Genomic DNA, 20583 nt, shown 5'->3' on the forward strand with positions numbered 1-20583 from the left:
GGAGTGATCGTGAAACCAAACGTTCTGGATGACGCCCCGCTTTCTGGATTCCACAAGCGCCTAGCCGCCTACGCCGCCGGCGGTCCGTTTCTGGACGGCTACATTCTCAGCGGAATCGGCGTTGCCCTCGTCGCGCTTGCACCGGAACTGGGAGTCTCGTCCTTCATGGAAGGGATGCTCGGCGCCGGTGCCTTGCTCGGCATGCTCTTAGGCGGAGCGGTCTCGGGTTTCCTGACCGATCGCTTCGGGCGGCAGGTCATGTACACCCTTGACTTGGGGTTGATCACACTCTTCTCGGTGTTGCAGTTCTTTGTCACCGAGGCATGGATGCTGCTCGTTCTGAGGATTCTCCTCGGCGCAGTTGTCGCCGCCGACTACCCTATGGCGTCCTCGTTGCTCACTGAGTTCACGCCCCGTCGTTACCGGGGCCCGATGCTGAGCATGCTCGTGTGCATGTTCTTCGTCGGCGCTGCCGCGGCCTACTTCGTAGGTGACGTGTTGGTCAGTTCGGGGCCGGACGGCTGGAGATGGTTTCTCTTGAGTTCGGCAGTGCCGGCGCTCATTCTGTTCGTGTTGCGCCTGGGTACCCCGGAGTCTCCGCGTTGGTTGCTCAGCAAGGGACGGCGGGAAGACGCGCAATCGGTTCTGACGAGGGTGTATGGGCAGGGGGTCTCGGTCGACGACCTTCAGGCGGAGAGCCAAGGAGCGAAGTTTAGTGCGCGAGATCTGTTGCGCGGCGGGTATGCGGGACGGATGGCGTTCGTGATCGCGTTCTATACCTGCTCGAACATTCCGGTCTTCGCAATCTATGCCTTCGGGCCGAAGATCCTGAGTGCTCTGGGTCTTGGCGGCGCGAACCCTAATGTGGGGTCGGCGGCGCTCAGCCTCCTGTTCTTGGTCGGTGTCGTTGCCGCACTATTCGTGATCAATCGATCAGGGCGTCGTCGGATGGTGATCGCGGGGTCTCTTGTGGCGGGATTCGCGCTACTTGTTCTCGGAGTCTTTCCGGAGGCACCAACTTGGATCCTCGTATCGGCCTTCGCGACGTTTGCGCTGTTCAATGGTGGACCCCAAGTTCTCACCTGGGTCTACCCGAATGAGCTGTTTCCCACCGAGGTGCGAGGTACGGCTGTTGGGCTAATCACTGCGTTCACTCGAGTTGGCTCGGCCATCGGGGTGTTCCTCGTGCCGATCTCGCTCACTCACCTCGGTATCGGTCTGACGATGTTGATGGCCGCGGCGATCCTCATCTTCGGTGGACTGATCTCGATTCGATGGGCCCCGGAGACCGGGTCGCTGACGCTGGACGCCGCCAGTTCGATCACGTCGACGAGTGCGAAGTCGCATCGTGTCGAATCGGTGGAGCCGACGACACCTTCGAAGGACGGTAGGGCCGAGCGTCACGAGCATCAGGATCGGGTGGTAGCCATCGATGGAGGCAAGGGGTCTCGATCGCCGAGTTGAGAACCGGCGGAGGGGATGTCCGTGGACGTCACCGACCACGCCTCGTCGAGCACTCGCCCTGTCCTCTACCGGAGGATCCCGGACGAAACGCTGCCGATCGATCATGTTCGAGCTCCTCGCACAGCCCGCACCGGCGAAGTCCTCCGCTCCCCGGAGCCCTACCTCGTATCGCGATCCGCTTGCCGGTTGGACAGTCGCTTCGGTCGTGAAACAACTTCGCCCCACCCGGATTGGCTGAGTGATACGGCTTCACTTTCATCTGCTCGCCTTTCCGGGCGATCGTCGCGCATGGAGCCAGGCGCGGACCGTCGTTCGATTCACGATGGAACATCCCCAGATCGGGCATGCCTTGGATGGGTGGGCGGCTTGTCGCACGAAGCTCGACGAGACCCGGTACGAGCACTACCCAACCGGTACGCCATCGTGTCCTCGGGATCCCTCCTCTGGGTCAGGCATCCACTGAGGCAGGCGGCCGGCATCCCTTTCGAGCACCACCATCGACTCGCTGTGTCCCAACGCCGGAAGTTGCCAAATCGACGCGGTAAGAACCTCTTTCAAGTGAACATGATCACGCACACGAAGCCGGACGACCAAATCCCATCGACCGGTGACCAGTTCGACGCTGACAACCTCCCGGAGCTGCCGCAGGACCGATACGGACTCGACCACCGATTTGTGTTGTGTCAGTGCTACTCCCACGAGCACCTCGAGCGCATATCCGAGCATGGACGGGTTCACTTCCGCCCGATATCCGGTAATCACCCCGGCGCGCTCCATGCGCTCGACCCTCTCCCCGACTGCGCCGGGTGACATTCCGACTGCGCGGGCCAAGGCGCGAACCGACTTTCGCGCATCGTCACAGAGGAGTGCAAGGATCCTCCGGTCGACGTGGTCGAGCTCTGTGGGGCTCTGTGTGGCATCCATTCGTCCTCCTGCTCCAGCAATCCCGGGCGAAATGCGTCCCGGTGGGGGATCGGCTTCCCTGCACTCGCGCCGACGCTTCTTCAACTGAATGATCACCGTCAGTTCCCTCCGACCGATCATTCGCGCAGTGGATGGAAGGCAAGCGAAATCCTGCAGCGCAATCGGGTAGTCAAGTGCTGCAAGGCTAGTCAACTGTCCACCTCGAGGATGAGCCGTTGCGCATCGGTCGGAAACTAGGATAACTTCGATGCACAATCGACCCCGGCCACCACCCCTCGACCGGACTGGCATGGGTGCCCACCCCGCACCCGCATTCGATGGAGAAGTGCACATGAACGCGACGACAATCGAGTCCGTTGGAGTCACCGATGAGGGTCACGAACAAGTGATCTTCTGCCGGGACGCAGAGTCCGGACTGCAAGCCATCATCGCCCTCTACTCGACCGCACTCGGCCCTGGGCTGGGAGGGACGCGATTCCATCCCTATCCCAGCGAGGCTGCCGCGATCAAGGATGTCCTCGACCTCTCGAAGGCGATGGCATACAAGGCCGCTCTCGCAGGTCTCGACCTGGGCGGAGGCAGCGCGGTGATCGTCGGTGACTCCCGTGAGATCAAGAGGGATGCCTTGCTCCACGCGTACGGAAGATTCGTCCAGTCACTCTCCGGCCGCTACTACACCGCCTGTGATGTCGGCACTACCTGTACGGACATGGACGTGATCGCCCGTGAAACGTCCTTCGCCGCAGGGCGTTCGCCGGCGTATGGGGGAGCCGGTGACTCCTCAGTGCTCGCAGCGCTCGGCGTGTTTCGTGGTATGCAGGCGTCGGCTCGACATATCTGGGGGACAGAGTCTCTCGAGGGCAAAGCGGTTGGAATCTCAGGTGTCGGCAAGGTGGGCCGACAGCTCGTAGCGCTGCTCGTCCAGGCCGGCGCGGAGGTCTCGGTGACCGACCCCCACCTTCCGGCGGTGCGAGATCTCGTCGCGGCTCACCCGACAGTGCACGTTGTCGGCGCCGAAGAAGGGCTCGTCGCCTGTCCGCTCGACGTGTTCGCCCCGTGCGCATTGGGTGGAGCGCTCACCGAGAAAGTCGTCGATTCGTTGAACGCGCGAATCGTATGCGGTGCGGCGAACAATCAACTGGTCCATCGCGGAATCGCCCTGCGGATGAAGGATCGCGGTATCACATACGCCCCCGACTACTGCGTCAACGCGGGTGGCCTGATTCAGGTGTCGGATGAACTGCAGGGCTTCAGTTTCAAGCGCGCACACGAACGCACGAACCGGATCTTCGACACCACACTCGACGTTCTCGAGTGTGCGGCGCGGGAGAATGTGACTACCGCATTCGCGGCGGACCGACTGGCCGAGCAGCGCATGCAGGAACGTCGAGTTCGCGGCGTCTGGACGACCCGCACCCGAACCGGCTTCTAGTACCGCACGAATCCGATTCTCCTGGGCGGGAAGCCCAGGCTTCGCTCTGCCGATCGATTTCAGGTGATCTCTCGGTCGATCGGACCCCCTCGCTGCACAACGGCGAACTTCAGCAATGAATGGACGGTGTACCCACCATGACGACTTCGCTAACCAACGGCGCGACAGAGCCATACGATCTCAACGACCGCTACCGCCCGGGATCAGGCCCCGTCCTGCTCACGGGAGTTCAGGCCATTGCGCGACTGCTGGTGGAGCAGCACGGCCGCGACACGCAGGATGGCCTCAACATCGGAACCTTTGTTTCGGGCTATCAGGGCAGCCCGCTCGGCGGAGTCGACCGCATGCTGAACGGAATGCGAGACGTCCTCGACGCCAACGATATCCGGTTCGTTCCCGGGTTGAACGAGGAACTCGCAGCGACTTCCGTATGGGGAAGTCAGGCGACCCTCGCGTCCGATGCGGCCGTCTTCGACGGCGTTGTCGGTGTGTGGTACGGGAAGGGTCCCGGCGTGGACCGCGCAACCGACACGATCCGGCATGCCAATATCTACGGGGTCAATCCGCGCGGCGGGATCGTGTTGTTGGTCGGAGACGACCCCGCGTCCAAGTCCTCGACGGTGCCCGCTGTCAGCGAGCGGTCCCTCGCTGCTCTGGGCGTTCCGGTTCTGTTCCCGCGCAACGCACGCGAGATCGTGACGATGGGAATGCACGCGGTGGCGCTCTCGCGCGCATCTGGATGTGTCGTAGCGCTGAAGATCGTCGCGGATGTTGCCGATGGAGCGTGGAAGCTGTCCGCCGACGACTTTGCGGACTTCTCGATCACCGTCCCCGAGGTCGAGCACCACGGCCGCCCGTTCGTGTACAAGCAGCGGCCGATGGCTGTGGCACCGGCCAGCATTCTGGCTGCCGAGGCCGACTTGGTCGGGCCGCGTTGGAAGGTCGTCGAGTCCTATGGTCCGGCCAATCGGTTGGATGTCGTCGAGGTTGATTCCACTGACGCAACGCTGGGCATCGTCGCGACCGGTACGACGTTCGATTCTGTTCGTCAGGCCCTGCTGGATCTGGGCGTGGACGACGACAAGCTGCGGGCTGCCGGCATCCGGCTGCTTCGGATCGGCATGCCGTATCCGGTTTCCGTGGAAACCATCCGCCGTTTCGCGGACGGGCTCGAGGATCTCCTTGTGGTAGAGGACAAGACGGCCTTCATCGAGACCCAGATCCGGGAGATCCTCTACGGATGCGACTCGGCGCCGCGCATCGCCGGCAAGAAGGACTTCGGTGGCCGCGATCTGGTCCCGGCGGGAGGAGAATTGACGGCCGGGCGTCTCCTCTCGCCGCTGCGACGGATCCTGGATGGGCGTATCGAAACCACCCGGCCGCTCCCTGCGCCGTTGACGCTCGACGTACTCCAGAGCGCCCGGACCCCGTACTTCTGCAGTGGATGTCCGCACAACCGGTCGACAGCCATCCCGGAGGGATCCGTCGGCGGCGGTGGTATCGGCTGCCACATTCTCGTAACCATGTCCGGGCGCGAGGACAGCGCTGTCACCGGTCTGACGCAGATGGGCGGGGAAGGTAGTCAGTGGATCGGACAGGCTCCATTCACGACGGTCCCGCACGTGTTCCAAAACGTCGGCGACGGAACGTTCTTCCACTCCGGCCAACTCGCTCTTCAGGCGTGCGTTGCGGCCGGCGTCAACATCACCTACAAGATCCTCTACAACGATGTCGTTGCCATGACCGGTGCTCAGGATGCGGAAGGTGCGTTGTCGGTAGCGCAGCTCACGCACAAACTCACGACGGAGGGCGTCAAGCAGATCATCGTCTGTTCGGACGAGCCACAGCGACACAGCAAGCGTGCATTCGCCAAAGGCGCGAAGCTGTGGCATCGGGACCGCTTCGACGAGGCGCAGCGCGTGCTTCGTGAGATCGAGGGCGTCACCGTCCTGATCTACGATCAGCACTGTGCCGCGGATGCCCGCCGGCAGCGCAAGCGCGGCACGCTGCCGTCCCGCAATACTCGTGTGGTCATCAACGAAGCTGTGTGCGAGGGTTGCGGCGACTGCGGTGTGAAATCGAACTGCTTGTCAGTGCAGCCTGTGGAGACCGAATTCGGCCGCAAGACGAGGATCGATCAGACCTCGTGCAACACCGACTACACGTGCCTCGACGGTGATTGCCCCTCCTTTGTCACTGTGGACGTCAAACCCGGCAAGAAGTCCGGTCGCCCCCGTCGGCGCCCCACTCCTCCCGCGTGCGTCGACCTGGTGCCGGGGGATACGTCCGCAACCCACAACGTGTTCCTCGCCGGTATCGGCGGCACCGGCATCGTGACTGTGAACCAGGTTCTCGCCACAGCCGCGCTGCGGGCGGGACTCGAAGTGGAGAGCCTCGACCAGATCGGCCTGAGTCAGAAGGCCGGCCCCGTGGTGTCGCATCTTCGTTTCAGTGCCGGCGCGATCGAGCCGGCGAATCGACTGACCCCGCGCGGCGCGGACTGCATCCTGGCGTTCGACCTACTCACCGCCGCCGAGAACAAGAATCTCGAATACGGTGACTCCGACTTCACCGTGGCCGTGGCCTCGACCAGCAAGACGCCGACCGGCGACATGGTCTACGACAAGTCGGTGGCATATCCCGACACCGATTCGCTGCTGTCGAGAATCGAGACCGTCAGCAAGTCTCTGCATTCGTTCGACGTCCTAGCGGCGACACAGCAGTTGTTCGGGAACACCGCAGCCGCAAATTTCCTGCTCGTCGGTGCGGCCTACCAGGCGGGAGGGCTTCCCATTCCTGCGGCAAAGATCGAGGAAGCGATCAACATCAACGGTGTTGCCGTCGAGGCCAACGTTGCGGCCTTCCGGTGGGGTCGTGCCGCTATCGCTCACCCGGAAGAATTCGAGGCTGCCACCACCTCCGCGCCACGCACGCCGCGACCTGTGCCTGCACGTGTGCTCGATGGCACCACTTTTGACGGTGAGGTTCGGCGCGTGGTCGAGGTGCGGGCCACCGAGCTCGTCGCCTTCCAGTCCGAGCGCGTAGCGCGGGAGTACGTCGACATGATCGAGCGCGTTTGGGCAGGAGAGCGGAAGGCGACGGACCGGACGGAGTTCAGCGAGGCCGTCGCGCGCGGACTGTTCAAGTTCACCGCTTACAAGGACGAGTACGAGGTCGCGCGACTGCTTGTCGATCCGGCCTTCCTCGACGACGTGAGGAGTCAGGTGCCCACGGGTGAGAACCTCACATTCAAGCTCCATCCTCCGATCCTCCGTGCCATGGGCCGGAAGAAGAAGATCGGCCTCGGTCCGAAGTCCCATGTCGCGCTGAAGGCGCTCGCCTACGGCAAGAAGCTGCGTGGAACCAAGCTCGATCCGTTCGGCTACGCACACGTTCGCCGCGTCGAGCGCGAACTGCTGAGCCAGTATCGGAACATGGTCACGGATCTCGCCGATGGCCTCGATTTCATCGGCTACGACAAGGCCGTCGAGATCGCTCAGCTTCCTGATGTCGTACGTGGTTACGAGGACATCAAACTTGCGAACGTCGAGGCATACTCGGCTCGTCTGGTCGAGCTTGGAATGGAGAAGTACGTCCCCGCGGTGCCGAACGGGAGGTCGGAGTGATGGAAGAGGCGGACGACCGGATCGATAGTTTTCGCGAGAACCCGTTTCGAGCGGATCCACAGATCGAGACGTTCATTGTCGACTGCGTCGACGCCGGCGAAGTAATACCACGCCTCACCCTGCTTTTCGCCCGGCACGGCATCGAACTGCAGAACCTCTCCACGTGGCGGTCACTGACGCCATCCGGGGCGCCGGGACTGGTGGTGACTCTTCGCAGGCCGAGAAGTATGACCGAGGACGCTATTACCAAGCGGATGAATCGGTTGATCGGAGTCACGCGGGTTCGCCGAAAGCCGTACGACGAGGCGCGCAGATTCGAGGGCACCGGGATCGAAATTTCTGCGACAGGGTACTACACCGACAAGCTCGCTGTGCTGGGGTGCGAGTTCAATGCGACTCCGATCCATTTCTCCCGGAAAATGGTTGTCGTGCAGCTGTTCGACAGTGCCGCTGTGGTCGACAAGTTCGTATCGCGTTTGATGCGCTGGGTGGATCCACGAAAGTCCGGTGACGTGCGTATCTCGGCTGCTCACAGATCCGGCCTCATGCTCCCCGGTCGGCGGGCAAGCAAGCAGGACGGCCTCAGAGGACGCGGATTCGAGAGCCGGCGCGACTGCGAACTGATCGAACGGTCCAGGGCCTGAGACTGACGTGCCCGGGGCGCCTCGGCGCTAGTGGGGTTGTCGACAGTTGGTCTTCCGGTCGACAGGAAGACCAACTGTTCGAACGAGGGTCGGCTGCCGTGTCGGCCGTGAACTGGTTCCCGCCCGAAGTGGGAGGCTCACTTCGGGCATACCTTCGCATCGGGCCAGTTGAACGTCTGCGATGAGCAGACCTGCGAGATCAGCGAGTTCGTGATCCTCGTGGCCCGGTGCGGGGCGATCGCAGGGGGGGGTGTCCGCCACGCCACGGCTGCGCCTCGGGATGCGTCGAAGCGGTTTGACCCGGCGGCCGCACATGTCTGCGCCGGTCATCGGGTTGTGGGGTGTGGCTGGAATATATTGAGCCACTGAAGAAGTCGAGTGTGTGAAGGGATTGGAGGATGCGCCGAAGAACTCGGACAGGTGGCTCAGATCCTCGGTAAAACGATGCCTTTTCGGTTGAATTGGTGCCGCGCTGTTGCGCATTCGAATGATGTTCCGTGAACCTGAGTATTCGGCGCGTCGAGCCCGGCAGGTTCCTGGCAGAGTCTCTCGCGAACGGACCAGTGGGATGGAATGTGACCTCAGATCGCAGTCAGCCCCCACCGCGCGGCGGTCGCCGCTGCGGCGGTCCGATTGGGGGCGTCGATCTTGCGCAGGATGCGCTCCAGGTGGGTGGCGACGGTGGCGGTGCCGATCCTCAGGTGTGCGGCGATCTCCCTGTTGGAGGCGCCGGTCGGCAGCAGGGCGAGCACCTCCGCCTCACGAGCGGTCAACTCCATCGGCGGATCGTCGGGGCAGCACACCACCAGGGTGCCGCCCGATCGGACCGGATCCATCCGAACCCGCAACACAGTGCCGGCACCGACGAAGACGAGTCCCGACGACCGACCCGACGCTGCGACGTCGCGCGCAACCCGACCGCCCGGTGTGCCGGCGCTGAACAGGTCCGTGGGCGCGTCGGCGGTCATCGCGCGGACCGAACCATCGGACGCGACGACCAGCGCGGCCTCGTCGGGGCCCACCCGAGGTGGCGTGGGCGCTCGCCGCGCCAGCGGATCCAGCGCCTCGGCCAGCATGTCGCTGAGCAGGGTGACCGTGGCAACCGACAGATCGTCGAACCGCCGCCCGCCCGTGGTGCTCATGTTGAGCATGCCGATGTAGCGACCGTTCCGCGTGTGCAGGCACTGGGTGAGCCCGTCACTGAAGTTGTGGGAGAAGATCAGATCGAAGACGGGGCCGGTTTGCATCTGTGCGGGAACGTCGAAGAGCCGCATCGGAAGTGCCCGCTCCCGCAGTTGCGGGAACAACGGATGCAGCGGCATGCACTTGTTCACCACGTCGATCGAGTCCGCCCGGTAGCCCAGGCTCGCGCTGGTGCGGTGTGTACCCGTGACTGGATCCCACCACGACAGCGCCGCGTTCTGATACGGCACCGCGCCTGCGAGTTCGAACAGGATTCGGGCGACGGAGATGTCGGGCGAGCCCACTCCACCGGGCGTCGATTCGACGGCGCTCCGCAGCCGTAGGGCGGCCTGCAACCGGTCTGCCGCGACATCCATGACGAGAGTATGCCCCACGTCACATCGGCTCGGAGCTGTGGTCCGGGGCGGTCGCGGATTGTCACGGCGGATCGTGGCTTGCGCATCCGTCGATCAACGGATGCCGCAGCGTTCGGCCGGACCTACGTTCACATCTCCAGCGATGAACGAACCACGGAGGATGCCATGGAAATCGCCGACTACGCCTCACGGGACGCGACGGAACTCGCGGAGCTGATCGCCACCGGGGAGGTCAGTGCCTCGGACGTGCAGGCAGCAGCCGCAGCGGCGATCGATCAGGTGGAGCCGCAGCTGGGCGCGGTCGCCGGAGAGCGATTCGCACAGCCGCTCGACTACGACGTGTCGGGGCCGTTCCGCGGCGTGCCGTTCGCCATCAAGGACCTGATCACCCATGCCGCCGGCGTGCCGCAGCGCAACGGCAGCCGCCTGTTCGGTCCCGGGATCGAGCACCCGCACGACAACGCCCTCATGACGCGGTTCCGCCGCGCCGGCCTGGCGACGATGGCCGTCACGACCTCGCCCGAACTCGGGTTCAACGCGACCACCGAGGCACTCGCCTACGGCCGTCCCACCCGGAATCCGTGGGATCCGACGCGCAGCCCGGGCGGTTCGAGTGGCGGCTCGGCCGCGCTCGTGGCGGCCGGTGCGCTGCCGTTCGCGCACGCCAACGACGGCGGCGGTTCGATTCGGATTCCCTCCGCGGCGTGCGGCCTCGTCGGGTTGAAGCCGAGTCGCGGGCGCATCTCCGCTGGCCCCGACTACGGCGACCCGCTGCTGGGGCTGGGCATCGAGTTCGCTGTCACTCGCACGGTGCGGGACTGCGCGGCGCTGTTCGACGCGGTGCACGGATCGGAACCGGGAGACAAGTACCTGTTCCCGGCGGAGGGTGCGTCGTTCAGCGAGCTCATCACCCGGGGGTCACGCCCGCTGCGGATCGCCTTCAGCGCCGTGCCGTACGACGCCAGCCGCACGGTCGATCCGGAATGCGTTCGGGCAGTGACCGATACAGCCGCCAGGCTCGCCGAAATGGGCCACCACGTCGAGGAGGCGGCGCCGCGCATCGATGCGGCCGCATTCGACAAGGCCAACCTCGACGCCTGGTGCAGCTTCCTCGGTGACATCGTGTCCACGACGGCCGAGGTGGGAGGGTTCACTCCTGGCCGCGAGCACCTCGAGGCGACGACGCTCGTGTGTGCCGAGTACGGCGCGACTCTCAGCGCCCGTGACATCTTCGCCGCCGAGCACGAGTTCAACGTCGCCCGACGTGAGGTCGCCCGGTTCCTCACCGGATACGACGTGTTCCTGACGCCGACCACCGCGCAGCCGAATCTGCCTCTCGGGCAGCTGAACTCCGACGACGACAGCCTGGACGCTCAGGGTTGGTACAACCGGATCTTCGAGTACGGGCCCTTCACCGGGCTGTTCAACGCAACCGGCAATCCCGGGATCTCGCTACCCCTCGCCGAATCGACCGAGGGTTGGCCGATCGGTCTGCAATTCGTCGGTCGATACGGCGACGAGGCCACCCTGCTCGCTCTCGCCGCGGACCTCGAGCAGGCGCTGCCGTGGGCGGCCCGCCGTCCGGGGATCTACGCGCACTGACACGAGGCGCCAGGCCTCCGGCATTCGGGTCGTGGTTGCCGACCGGGATACCGGAGGCCTCTCTCGTTCCGCTACCCGCCGACCGGCCGGTACGTGCACACGAGCACGCCGGTGCCGGCGGTGACCGACGAGACCAGTTCGAGCGGCCGTTGGGTGCCGTCGTCCGGGAAGATCGTCTTGCCGCCGCCGAGGAGCACCGGCTCGATCATCAGCAGGAGTTCGTCGACCAGGCCCTCGCGCAGCAGCGCCCGCACCAGCGTCGTGCTGCCCATCACCGACAGGTCCCCGCCCTCGGCGTCCCGCAGCTTCCGGATCTCGGCGATGGCGTCGCTGCCGGGGATGCGCGTCGTGTTCGACCACGTCAGCTGGTCGTCGGTGAGGGTGTCGGTGACGACGTACTTGCGGATGTTGTTCATGTGGTCGGCGAACGGGTCGCCGGCCCGCTCCGGCCATGCGGCCGCCATCGTCTGCCACGTGCGTCGACCGAACAGCAGCGCCTCGGTGTTCTGCGCGGCGGCGCCGATCGCCCCGCCCATCACCTCGGCGTCGAAGTACGGGTGGGACCAGCCGCCGTGGGCGAAGCCGCCGTCGGTGTCCTCCTCGGCCCCACCGGGGGCCTGCACGACGCCGTCCAGACTCATGAACTCACTGACCACGATGCGCACGGGCTTTTTCCTTCATCTGACGTGACCTGTTCGGTGATGCAGACCGGCGAACTCGCCGAAACTCATCGGTGGCGCGAGAACGCCCTGCGTTTGTCCCAGTGTGCCCCCGCACCCCGTCTCGTTCACCTCGACGCGCTCGATGGCGGTGGGCATCCGACCCCTTCACCACGGATCGTCGGGCACCCGCGCAGCCATGCCCGCTGAACGGTTTCGGGCGCGTGCACTGTGGCGACGGTCACTACACTGACCTGAGCGTTGAACGCCCGTTCGGTCGGGCCGGTGGAGAGGGGCAGGGCAGTCATGGCCGATAGCGCAGCGATTCGCCCCCGACCCGCCCGCGAGTCGTTGTTGGCGCGGATGACAGCGATCGTCGACGCGTTCACCGACCCCAACAGCGACCTCAACCTGGACCAGATCAGCCACCGCGCCGAGCTGCCCCGCTCCACGACGCATCGCATCGTGGTCGACCTGATCGACCTGGGCTGGCTGGAACGGTCCGGCCGTGACTACCGACTGGGGTGGCGGGCGCTCGGTGCGGTGGGCCCGCAGGCGGTGCACGCCCGGATCCGGGTCGGCGCCCACGACATCCTGCAGGAACTCTTCCTGCGCACCGGGATGGTCATCCACCTCGGAGTCCTCGACGGTGGGCACGAGTACTTCCTGGACAAGATCGGCGGACTGTTCAGTCGGAGACTCGCGTCCCGGGTCGGTGCCCGGCTGGCGGCGCACCGCGGTGCCGGTGGGCGCTCGATGCTCGCGCTGCTCCGTCCCGAGGAGGTCGACGATCTCGTCGCCCCGGCGCTGGCGGTTCCGCAGCCGAATGCCACGTGGACCGTGCCGAGTCTGCATGCTGAACTGGCGCGGATCCGCGAACGCCGCGGCATCGCCTTCGAATCGGTCACGACGCCGTCGGGGTCGATCGGCAGCGTCGGCTGCGCGATCCGTTCCCGCGACGGTGTTGCGATCTCCCTGTGCCTGGCCGGCGACGCCGGGGTGGTTCGACCGGACAAGGTCGTCCCGCTCGTGCGGGAGGCGGCGCACGCGCTGGAACGGGCGGTCTGACCCGATTCATCTCGCCGGGCGAGATGGGCGCGCCATCGGCGCTGATCGTCTGGCTCACTGACCCTTCCGGAACACGAAGGGAAGGGCAGGATGAACCGATTCGAGGGACGCGTCGCACTGGTCACCGGTGGTGCTCGGGGGCAGGGCCGTTCGCACGCAGTCGCGCTCGCCGAGGGCGGCGCGGACGTGGTGATCAGTGACCGCTGCGAGACAGTCGACGCGGTCGGCTATCCGATGCCGACCGAGGACGACCTCCAGGAGACGGTGCGCCTGGTGGAGAAGACGGGACGTCGCTGCGTCGCGATCAAGGCCGACGTCGCGGATCGCCCGGCGATGGACGCGGTCGTCGCGCGGGCGCTCGCGGAGTTCGGACGCCTCGACATCGCCGTCGCCAACGCGGGGGTCTCGGTCCAGGGCGCAATCCAGGCGACGTCGCCCGAGGTGTGGAACGAGGTGGTGGGCACCAACCTCACCGGCGTGTTCAATACGATCGCGGCCGCCGCGCCGGCGATGATCGACGGCGGCTACGGACGCATCGTGACGATCTCTTCGATGCTCGGCCGGCAGGGCAACACGAACATGGCAGCGTACTGCGCGTCCAAGTGGGGCGTCGTCGGGCTGACGAAGAGCGCCGCACTCGATCTGGCGCCACACGGGATCACCGTGAACGCGATCGCGCCCGGCAACATCGCCACCACGATGCTGCACAACGACGTCCTCTACCGGCACCTGCGGCCCGACCTCGCGGCGCCCGGCCCCGACGACATCGCCGACATCATGCGAGGGCTGCACGCCATCCCGACGCCGTGGCTGGACCCGAGCGAGATCACCCGTGTCGTGCTGTTCCTCGCGGACGAGGCGAGCGCGCACCTCTCCGGCGCGGTCGTACCCGTCGATTCCGGAAACGCCGGGCGAGTCACGGCCTGAACACCTTTCACGATCACGCAAGTGAGGAAGGAGGACGCGCGATGACGGCGCACCTCGACGACAATGCCCCGGTCCGCGAGATCGAAGCCGGCACCGCCCCCACCCGTTTCGCCCGCGGCTGGCACTGCCTGGGCCTGTCCGAGTCCTTCAAGGACGGCAAGCCGCACTCGGTCCACGCCTTCGGCACCAAGTTGGTCGTCTTCGCCGACAGCAAGGGCGAGCTGAACATTCTCGACGCCTACTGCCGCCACATGGGCGGTGACCTGAGCCAGGGCGAGATCAAGGGCGATTCGGTTGCGTGTCCGTTCCACGACTGGCGCTGGAACGGCAAGGGCCGCTGCACCGACATCCCCTACGCCCGCCGCGTTCCGCCGGTCGCCAAGACCCGCGCCTGGCACACCCTCGACCAGGACGGGCTGCTGTTCGTCTACCACGATCAGGAGGGGAACCCGCCGCCCCCGGCGATCGCGCCGCCGCGGATTCCGGGCGCCACATCGGCCGAGTGGACGGATTGGAAGGGCTTCAAGCAGACAGTTGTTCACACGAACGTCCGCGAACTGATCGACAACAACGTCGACATGGCGCACTTCTTCTACGTGCACGGGTCGTTTCCGACGTACTTCCGGAACATCTTCGAGGGGCACGTCGCGGCGCAGTACATGAGCGGGGTCGCGCGCGAGGACGTGCGCCCGCGGGCGCGGGACGGACAGCCGCAGCTGATCGGCAACAGTTCGATCGCCGCGTACTACGGTCCCTCGTTCATGATCGACGAGTTGACCTATCACTACGAGGGTTTCGACGTCGAGTCGGTGCTGCTGAACTGCCACTACCCGATCGACGCGAACAGCTTCGTGCTCACCTACGGGGTGATCGTGAAGAACTCGGAGCACTTCGACGCCGCCGCGGCGGAACAGATGGCCGAGAACATGTGCGCCTTCATCACCAAGGGATTCGAGCAGGACGTCGAGATCTGGCGGAACAAGACCCGGATCGAGAATCCGCTGCTGTGCGAGCAGGACGGCGCGGTCTACCAGCAGCGCCGCTGGTACGAGCAGTTCTACGTCGACGTCGCCGACATCGCGCCGGATATGGTCGATCGCTTCGAATACGAACTGGACACCACCCGGCCGGTCGAGTCGTGGCGGCGTGAAGTCGCCGACAACCTGGCCCGGCGTAGCTGACCGGATGGAGTGCCGACTGTGGGGCTGCGCACGCGGTGCGCAGCCCCACAGCCGATTCCGAGTGCTCAGGCGGCGGCGAGCGATCCGCCGAAGAAGCTGAGTGCGCTGAAGAGGTTGGAGACCGCGCCGAAGAACTCGGACAGGTAGCTCAGGTCCACGTGTGTATGCCTTTCGTTCGAATCATGTTGCGCGGTTGCGCCTTTGCATGATGCTCGGCGAACCTGAGCGCCCGGTTGGGTGCGTCTGGCAGGTTTCTGGCAATGTGCCCCAGTCCGGCAGGGTGAGTCTTTACCATTTCATTCCCAGCCGATTGCCAGATTGCTGGCAAGTTCTCGGAAGGTTCACCGGCTGTAGTGGTGGCGTTCATGTCCGCCACGACAGCCAGGAGACTGCCGGCCGATGAGCTTCCTCGACCGATTCCGTGACCCACCCGACCCGCGGCGCGGCCGAACGGCTGAGGACTTACCCACTTCCTCGGTGGGCTATCAGCGGACCGCCAGCCGCCTGCACGCCTTCAATCGTTACGAGATCAAGTACTTCGTCGACGAGCTGCGTGTTCCGGAGTTGCGCAGCGAACTGGCGGCCCGTATGGACACCGACCCGTACTCGCCGCACGGTGGGTATCCGGTGACGTCGCTCTACTACGACACCAGCGATCTGCGCTTCTACTGGGAGAAGATCGAGGGTTTGAAGTTCCGGCGCAAGCTCCGCCTGCGCCTCTACGGCCCACCGTCCGAGTGCACCGACGACACGGTCGTGCAGGTCGAGATCAAGCAGCGAGTCAACCGCGTCACGCAGAAGCGTCGAATCGCGCTGCCGTACAGCGTCGCTCGGAGGCTGCTCGACGATCGCCGGGATATCGCCTGCGATCCCGTGCAGCGGCCGTTCGTGAACGAGGTGACGACGCTCGTCGGCAACCTGGACCTGCGGCCGACCGTCACGACGGGCTACCTGCGGGAGGCGTTCGTGGGCCGCGACGCCGACCTGGGCCTACGGGTGACGATCGATCACCGGGTGCACGGCCGCGATCGGGACTTCCACTTCGCGTCCGGCTCGGCGAACCGTTTCGTGATCCCGCCGAAGCTGGCCGTCGTCGAACTCAAGGCCAACGAGCGAGTTCCGTACTGGGCCACCGATCTGACTGCGCGACTGAACATGTCGGTGATCCGAGTGTCCAAGTACTGCCAGTCCGTCGAGGCGTTCGGACTTGCTCCACCTTCCCGCACCGGTGCGCCGGAGCTGGTGCTCCCGCCCGGAATCGACGATCAGGCCCCCGCCGATGTACTCGGCGCGACCGTGCCGGTCGGCGACTGACCAATTGCCCGTAGAACAACCGAAACAGGACCACCATGAACTTCGATCTTCAGGATCTCAGCGGGACGTTCACCACCTTCGACATCATCGTGTCGTTGGCGCTGTCGTTCGTCCTCTCCGCCGTCGTCGGATGGGTGTACCGGTACACCCACAAGAACGTCTCCTACAGCCAGTCCTACGTGCAGACGCTGGTGACGGTGGGCATGATCGTCTCGCTCATCATGCTCGTCGTCGGATCCAATGTCGCGCGCGCGTTCGCACTCGTCGGCGCGCTGTCGGTCATCCGATTCCGCAACGCCATCAAGGAAACTCGCGACGTCGGCTTCATCTTCATGGTGATGGCGATCGGCATGACCACCGGCACCCGGTTCTACCTGCTCGCGATCGCGGCGACCGTGGCGATCTGCCTGGTCATGTTGATCATGAGCAGGTTCAACTGGTTCAAGCTCGATGTCCAGCGTCAGGTCGTCAAGGTGCAGGTGCCGCCGGAGCAGGAGTACACCGCGCTCGTCGAGGACGTCCTGATCCAGCACTGCTCGGAGTTCGAGTTGGTGTCGACCGAGGCGGTCCGATCGGGCGCACTGCACGAGTTGTACTACACCGCGCAGCTGAAGAAGGGCCGCAAGCCGGCCGAGCTCATCGCCGCCCTGAGCGCGGTCAATGCGGGCCAGCGCGTGACCGTCCTGACCGGATACGACCAGACCGACATCTGATGTCGACGACGAACGCTGCCGGACCACCGGCACCGAGACGCCGATTCCGACACCGGATTCCGACGTCGCTCCGCCAACACTGGAAGCTGCTGGCGGTGTTCGTCGCGTTCGTGACGATCATGGCGACCGTGTTCGGTGCTGCCCGCATCCGCCCGTACATCACCGGTGACGCGTCGGTCATCGCATCGCCGATCACCGACAACATCGCCGGCACCGTCGACCTGTTCGACCTGTCGGTGGATCACGAACTCTCCCTGGGTATCCCGGAAGTCGAGCTGAGCGACATGTTGTCCGCGTACGAGGAGACCGGTGACAAGAAGTGGGTCAACGCCACCGTGACGATCGACGGCACCGTGATCACCGACGTGGCCGTGCGACTCAAGGGCAACTCGACGCTCATGGCGCTGCGGGGCACCGGGACCGGGCCCGGCAGGATGCAGCTTCCTGAGGGGTTCGAACCGCCCGACGGCTTCCAACCGCCGGGCGGGGCCGCGATGCTCGACGGCGCTGAGATGCCTGACGGTGCCGGGATGCCGCAACTGCCCGAGGGATTCGAGCCTCCCGGGGGGATGGGCGGGATGGGTGCCGCGATGTCGTCGGTGTCGGCGGACAACCCGACCACGCTGCCGCTGCTGCTGAGTTTCGACGAGCACGTCGAGGGTCGCGCGTACCAGGGGCTCACCGAGATCTCGGTACGTCCCGGTACGCCGGTCCTGAACGAGGCGATGGCACTCTCGCTCACCGAGGCGACCGGTCAACCGACGCAACGATTCACGTACTCGGTCTACTCGATCAACGGGAGCGCCACGACGACGCGTCTGCTGCTCGAGCACCCCGACGACGGCTACGCCAATTCGCTGTTCGACTCGGACGGCTACCTCTACAAGGCCAAGGCGGACTCTCGGTTCGCGTATGTCGACGACGACCAGTCCTCGTACTCCGGGCAGTTCAAGCAGATCAACGCCGTCGGATCCGGAAACCTGCAGCCGATCATCAAGTTCCTGAAGTGGCTGGATTCTGCGGACGACACCGAGTTCGCGGAGGAACTGGACCGGTGGGTGGACGTCGAATCCTTCGCTCGCTACGTCGCCACGCAGAACCTACTCGTCAACGGCGACGACATGGCCGGGCCCGGCCAGAACTACTACCTCTGGTACGACCTCGACACCGAGAAGATCTCGGTGGTGTCGTGGGATCTGAACCTGGCAATGACCGGCTCGACCGACGCGGGCCCGGACGACACGGTGTCGATGGGGGCCGGTGGGGGGCCGGGAGGTACCCGAGGCGACGCGGCGGCGAATACCGGCGGGACGAATCCGGGTGACGGCGAAACCGGTGCCGGGATGCCCGGTGGCGCAACGATGCCCGGCGGTCGGGGTGCTCCGCCGGGCGCGGGAAGACCCGAGGGGGCGGGAACACCGGGCGGCGGCACACCGCAGGACGGACCGGGCGGCGGTATGCGCGGCCGCAACACGCTGAAGACCCGCTTTCTCGCGTCCGACGCCTTCACCGACGTCTACCAGTGGGCCTACTGGGATCTGTACGAGCAGATGTACGCCGGCGGACGTGCGGACGAGATCCTCGATGGCTTGGCCGCGGACGTGCCGACCAGCGACGGGCTCACCGCCGAGACCCTGCAGAGCGGCGCCGATCAGATGCGCACGTGGATCGAACAGCGGACCACCGCGCTCGCCGCGAAGCGGCAACAGTGAGTCGCCGGGGTCGGACTCAGGCCGGCGGTGCGATCGAGATGCGGTCCGGTGCGGGCGGCGCGACGGGGGAGTGGGCGTCCAGATAGGACGTGAGCGCGTCGAGATCGCTTCCGGCGGAGGCCGGTTCGGTGCCGTCGCGGAGCACGGTGAACCCGTCGCCGCCGTCGGCGAGGAACTTGTTGACCGCCACCCGGTAGCTGTCGGTGGGGTCGACGGGTTCGCCTTCGACGCGGATGTCGGCGATACGGGACCCGACCGGGGCGCGGCGGTCGAGGCGATACGTCAGCGACGCCGACGGGGCCAGGATCAGTTCCGCGGCGGAGCCGTCCTCCCGGGCCTGGAACTGTTGTTCCAGAAGCTCTTTCAACTGCGCCCCGGTGAGGGTCCGCACCTCGAGCGGGTTGAGGAAGGGCTGCACCTGGTAGGCGTTGCCGTAGGTGATCGTGCCGTCGGCGTCGAACAGGAGGTCGGCGCGGATGCCGCCGGGATTGGTGAGCGCGAGCTGCGCGCCGCGTCCGCGGGCCGCCTCGAGCTGCGCGTCGGCGATCAGGTCCCCGAGCGGGCTCTCGCCGCCCGGTGTCGGCTCGCGGGTGATGTCGTCGGTGACGGCGCCCACCGCGCGCTGGGCGACCTCGTCGGACTGCCTGCTGGCCCGGGAGACCAGGTCGGCCACCATCGGATCCGGTGAGATGTCGTGGGTGACGATCTGGTTGAACGCCTGCGTGCGATCGCGATCCACCTCGCCGGACCTGCGGTCGATCGCCACGTCCACGACCGACACGATCCGTCCGTGCGAGGCGGCCTGCATCATCGGTCGCGGGTTGCCGGCCGGATCGTCGACCGTGCAGTTGAACTGCGAGTGGGTGTCGGCGGTGAAGATCGCGTCGACCTTGGGCGTCGCCCGCGTCGCGATCTCGCGGGCAGGACCCTCGCTGAGGTCGCACGAATTGGGACCGCCGGGGGTGGCCTGCGTGTCGCCGCGGTGCAGTAGCACCACGATCGCGCGCACGCCGAGGAAGTCGAGCGTGTCCGCCGTGCGGTCGATCGCCTCGAGTTCGTCGCCGAACTGCAGTCCGGCGACGGAATCGGCCGCAATCTTGGACGGCGCGTCGGAGGGCATCACCCCGATCACCCCGACGGGGACCCCGTCGACGTAGTCCACCGCGTAGGGCAGCGCCGCGGGAGCCCCGTCGGCGAGGGTCATGTTCGCCGAGAGCAGCGGGAACCGGGCGCCGTCGAAGGTCGGCTCGAACTGGCAGCCCTCCACCGGATGGCAGCCGCCGGACTGCATGCGTCGCAGCTCGCCGAAGCCGTCGTCGAGCTCGTGGGTGCCGATCGACGCGGCGTCGACGCCCATCAGGTTGAGCAGGTTCACCGTCGGTTCGTCGTGAAACAGCGCGGACTCGATCGGGGAGGAGCCCCAGCTGTCGCCCACCGAGTAGAGCAGCGAATTCTTCGCCTGAGCACGTAGCTGCTGCACGTAGGCGGCCAGGTAGGCGGCTCCGCCGGCGTCGGTCGCCGGGCCGTCCGGCCGGGAGACCTGCGCGCGGGCGCCCTTGGGCGGCTGGAGGCTGCCGTGCAGATCGTTGATCGCCAGCAGTCGCACCGAGACGGTATCGGCGTCTTCGGACGGCCGCGCCGCAGCGGAGTGGACGCCGACGGTCAGCGAGGCCCCGAGTACCGAGGCGAGCGCTGCCGTCCTACGGCGCCATCTGCGTCCGGACAAATCGTTCGCGGGTCGGCACACCGGCATGAGTG

15 protein-coding genes are annotated in these 20583 nt (G+C 65.8%); 11 read left to right on the top strand and 4 right to left on the bottom strand.

The features are described from left to right. Nucleotides 1-9 precede the first annotated feature (9 nt). Entirely contained in the window at nucleotides 10-1464 is a 1455-nt protein-coding gene (locus ACQ5DX_RS25195; protein WP_430335194.1) for an MFS transporter, read from the top strand. Between the two features lie 402 nt (nucleotides 1465-1866). Here ACQ5DX_RS25195 and ACQ5DX_RS25200 read toward each other — a convergent pair whose 3' ends face one another. Then, entirely contained in the window at nucleotides 1867-2388 is a 522-nt protein-coding gene (locus ACQ5DX_RS25200) for an Lrp/AsnC family transcriptional regulator (RefSeq protein WP_430335195.1), read from the bottom strand. Between the two features lie 331 nt (nucleotides 2389-2719). Here ACQ5DX_RS25200 and ACQ5DX_RS25205 point away from each other — a divergent pair, with 331 nt between their 5' ends. The 3 genes from ACQ5DX_RS25205 to ACQ5DX_RS25215 all read left to right on the top strand — a co-directional run bounded on the left by ACQ5DX_RS25205 (nucleotide 2720) and on the right by ACQ5DX_RS25215 (nucleotide 8090). Then, nucleotides 2720-3820: a Glu/Leu/Phe/Val family dehydrogenase gene (locus tag ACQ5DX_RS25205; RefSeq protein WP_430335196.1), complete on the top strand. Its 1101-nt coding sequence runs from the start codon at nucleotides 2720-2722 to the stop codon at nucleotides 3818-3820. Between the two features lie 137 nt (nucleotides 3821-3957). Beyond that, nucleotides 3958-7446: an indolepyruvate ferredoxin oxidoreductase family protein gene (locus ACQ5DX_RS25210; protein ID WP_430335197.1), complete on the top strand. Its 3489-nt coding sequence runs from the start codon at nucleotides 3958-3960 to the stop codon at nucleotides 7444-7446. Beyond that, on the top strand, nucleotides 7446-8090 hold the full coding sequence (locus tag ACQ5DX_RS25215) for a hypothetical protein (protein ID WP_430335198.1): 645 nt from the start codon (nucleotides 7446-7448) through the stop codon (nucleotides 8088-8090). Before ACQ5DX_RS25210 ends, ACQ5DX_RS25215 begins: the two co-directional genes overlap by 1 nt. Nucleotides 8091-8671: 581 nt before the next feature. Here the strand turns inward: ACQ5DX_RS25215 and ACQ5DX_RS25220 are convergent. After that, nucleotides 8672-9649, bottom strand: coding sequence for a LuxR C-terminal-related transcriptional regulator (locus ACQ5DX_RS25220; protein WP_430335199.1), 978 nt, complete (start codon nucleotides 9647-9649; stop codon nucleotides 8672-8674). Nucleotides 9650-9814: 165 nt separating this feature from the next. On the opposite strand from ACQ5DX_RS25220, the gene ACQ5DX_RS25225 reads away from it, so the two are divergent. After that, on the top strand, nucleotides 9815-11251 hold the full coding sequence (locus ACQ5DX_RS25225) for an amidase (RefSeq protein ID WP_430335200.1): 1437 nt from the start codon (nucleotides 9815-9817) through the stop codon (nucleotides 11249-11251). A 71-nt stretch (nucleotides 11252-11322) separates the two neighbouring features. On the opposite strand, the gene ACQ5DX_RS25230 is transcribed toward ACQ5DX_RS25225, so the two are convergent. Next, complete coding sequence (locus ACQ5DX_RS25230) at nucleotides 11323-11916, bottom strand: dihydrofolate reductase family protein (protein WP_430335201.1); 594 nt, start codon at nucleotides 11914-11916, stop codon at nucleotides 11323-11325. A gap of 300 nt (nucleotides 11917-12216) precedes the next feature. Here ACQ5DX_RS25230 and ACQ5DX_RS25235 point away from each other — a divergent pair, with 300 nt between their 5' ends. From ACQ5DX_RS25235 to ACQ5DX_RS25260, 6 genes are all read left to right on the top strand, one after another. Continuing rightward, the gene (locus ACQ5DX_RS25235; RefSeq protein ID WP_430335202.1) at nucleotides 12217-12978 is read left to right on the top strand and encodes an IclR family transcriptional regulator; all 762 of its coding nucleotides are present in this window, start codon (nucleotides 12217-12219) and stop codon (nucleotides 12976-12978) included. 90 nt (nucleotides 12979-13068) lie between these two features. After that, nucleotides 13069-13905, top strand: coding sequence for a mycofactocin-coupled SDR family oxidoreductase (locus ACQ5DX_RS25240; RefSeq protein WP_430335203.1), 837 nt, complete (start codon nucleotides 13069-13071; stop codon nucleotides 13903-13905). A 41-nt stretch (nucleotides 13906-13946) separates the two neighbouring features. Next, nucleotides 13947-15086 carry a Rieske 2Fe-2S domain-containing protein gene (locus ACQ5DX_RS25245; RefSeq protein WP_430335204.1) on the top strand — a complete coding sequence of 380 codons (1140 nt, stop codon included), beginning with the start codon at nucleotides 13947-13949 and terminating at the stop codon, nucleotides 15084-15086. Between the two features lie 399 nt (nucleotides 15087-15485). After that, nucleotides 15486-16400, top strand: coding sequence for a polyphosphate polymerase domain-containing protein (locus ACQ5DX_RS25250; protein ID WP_430335205.1), 915 nt, complete (start codon nucleotides 15486-15488; stop codon nucleotides 16398-16400). A gap of 35 nt (nucleotides 16401-16435) precedes the next feature. Next, a complete protein-coding gene (locus tag ACQ5DX_RS25255; protein ID WP_430335206.1) occupies nucleotides 16436-17113 on the top strand; it encodes a DUF4956 domain-containing protein in 678 nt (225 codons plus the stop codon). Further along, complete coding sequence (locus ACQ5DX_RS25260) at nucleotides 17113-18825, top strand: CotH kinase family protein (protein ID WP_430335207.1); 1713 nt, start codon at nucleotides 17113-17115, stop codon at nucleotides 18823-18825. Before ACQ5DX_RS25255 ends, ACQ5DX_RS25260 begins: the two co-directional genes overlap by 1 nt. Nucleotides 18826-18841: 16 nt before the next feature. Here the strand turns inward: ACQ5DX_RS25260 and ACQ5DX_RS25265 are convergent, their stop codons facing one another. After that, nucleotides 18842-20551 carry a bifunctional metallophosphatase/5'-nucleotidase gene (locus tag ACQ5DX_RS25265; RefSeq protein WP_430335798.1) on the bottom strand — a complete coding sequence of 570 codons (1710 nt, stop codon included), beginning with the start codon at nucleotides 20549-20551 and terminating at the stop codon, nucleotides 18842-18844. Nucleotides 20552-20583: the final 32 nt, after the last annotated feature.

The organism is Rhodococcus sp. ACT016, assembly GCF_050477185.1.
GTDB lineage: Bacteria > Actinomycetota > Actinomycetes > Mycobacteriales > Mycobacteriaceae > Prescottella.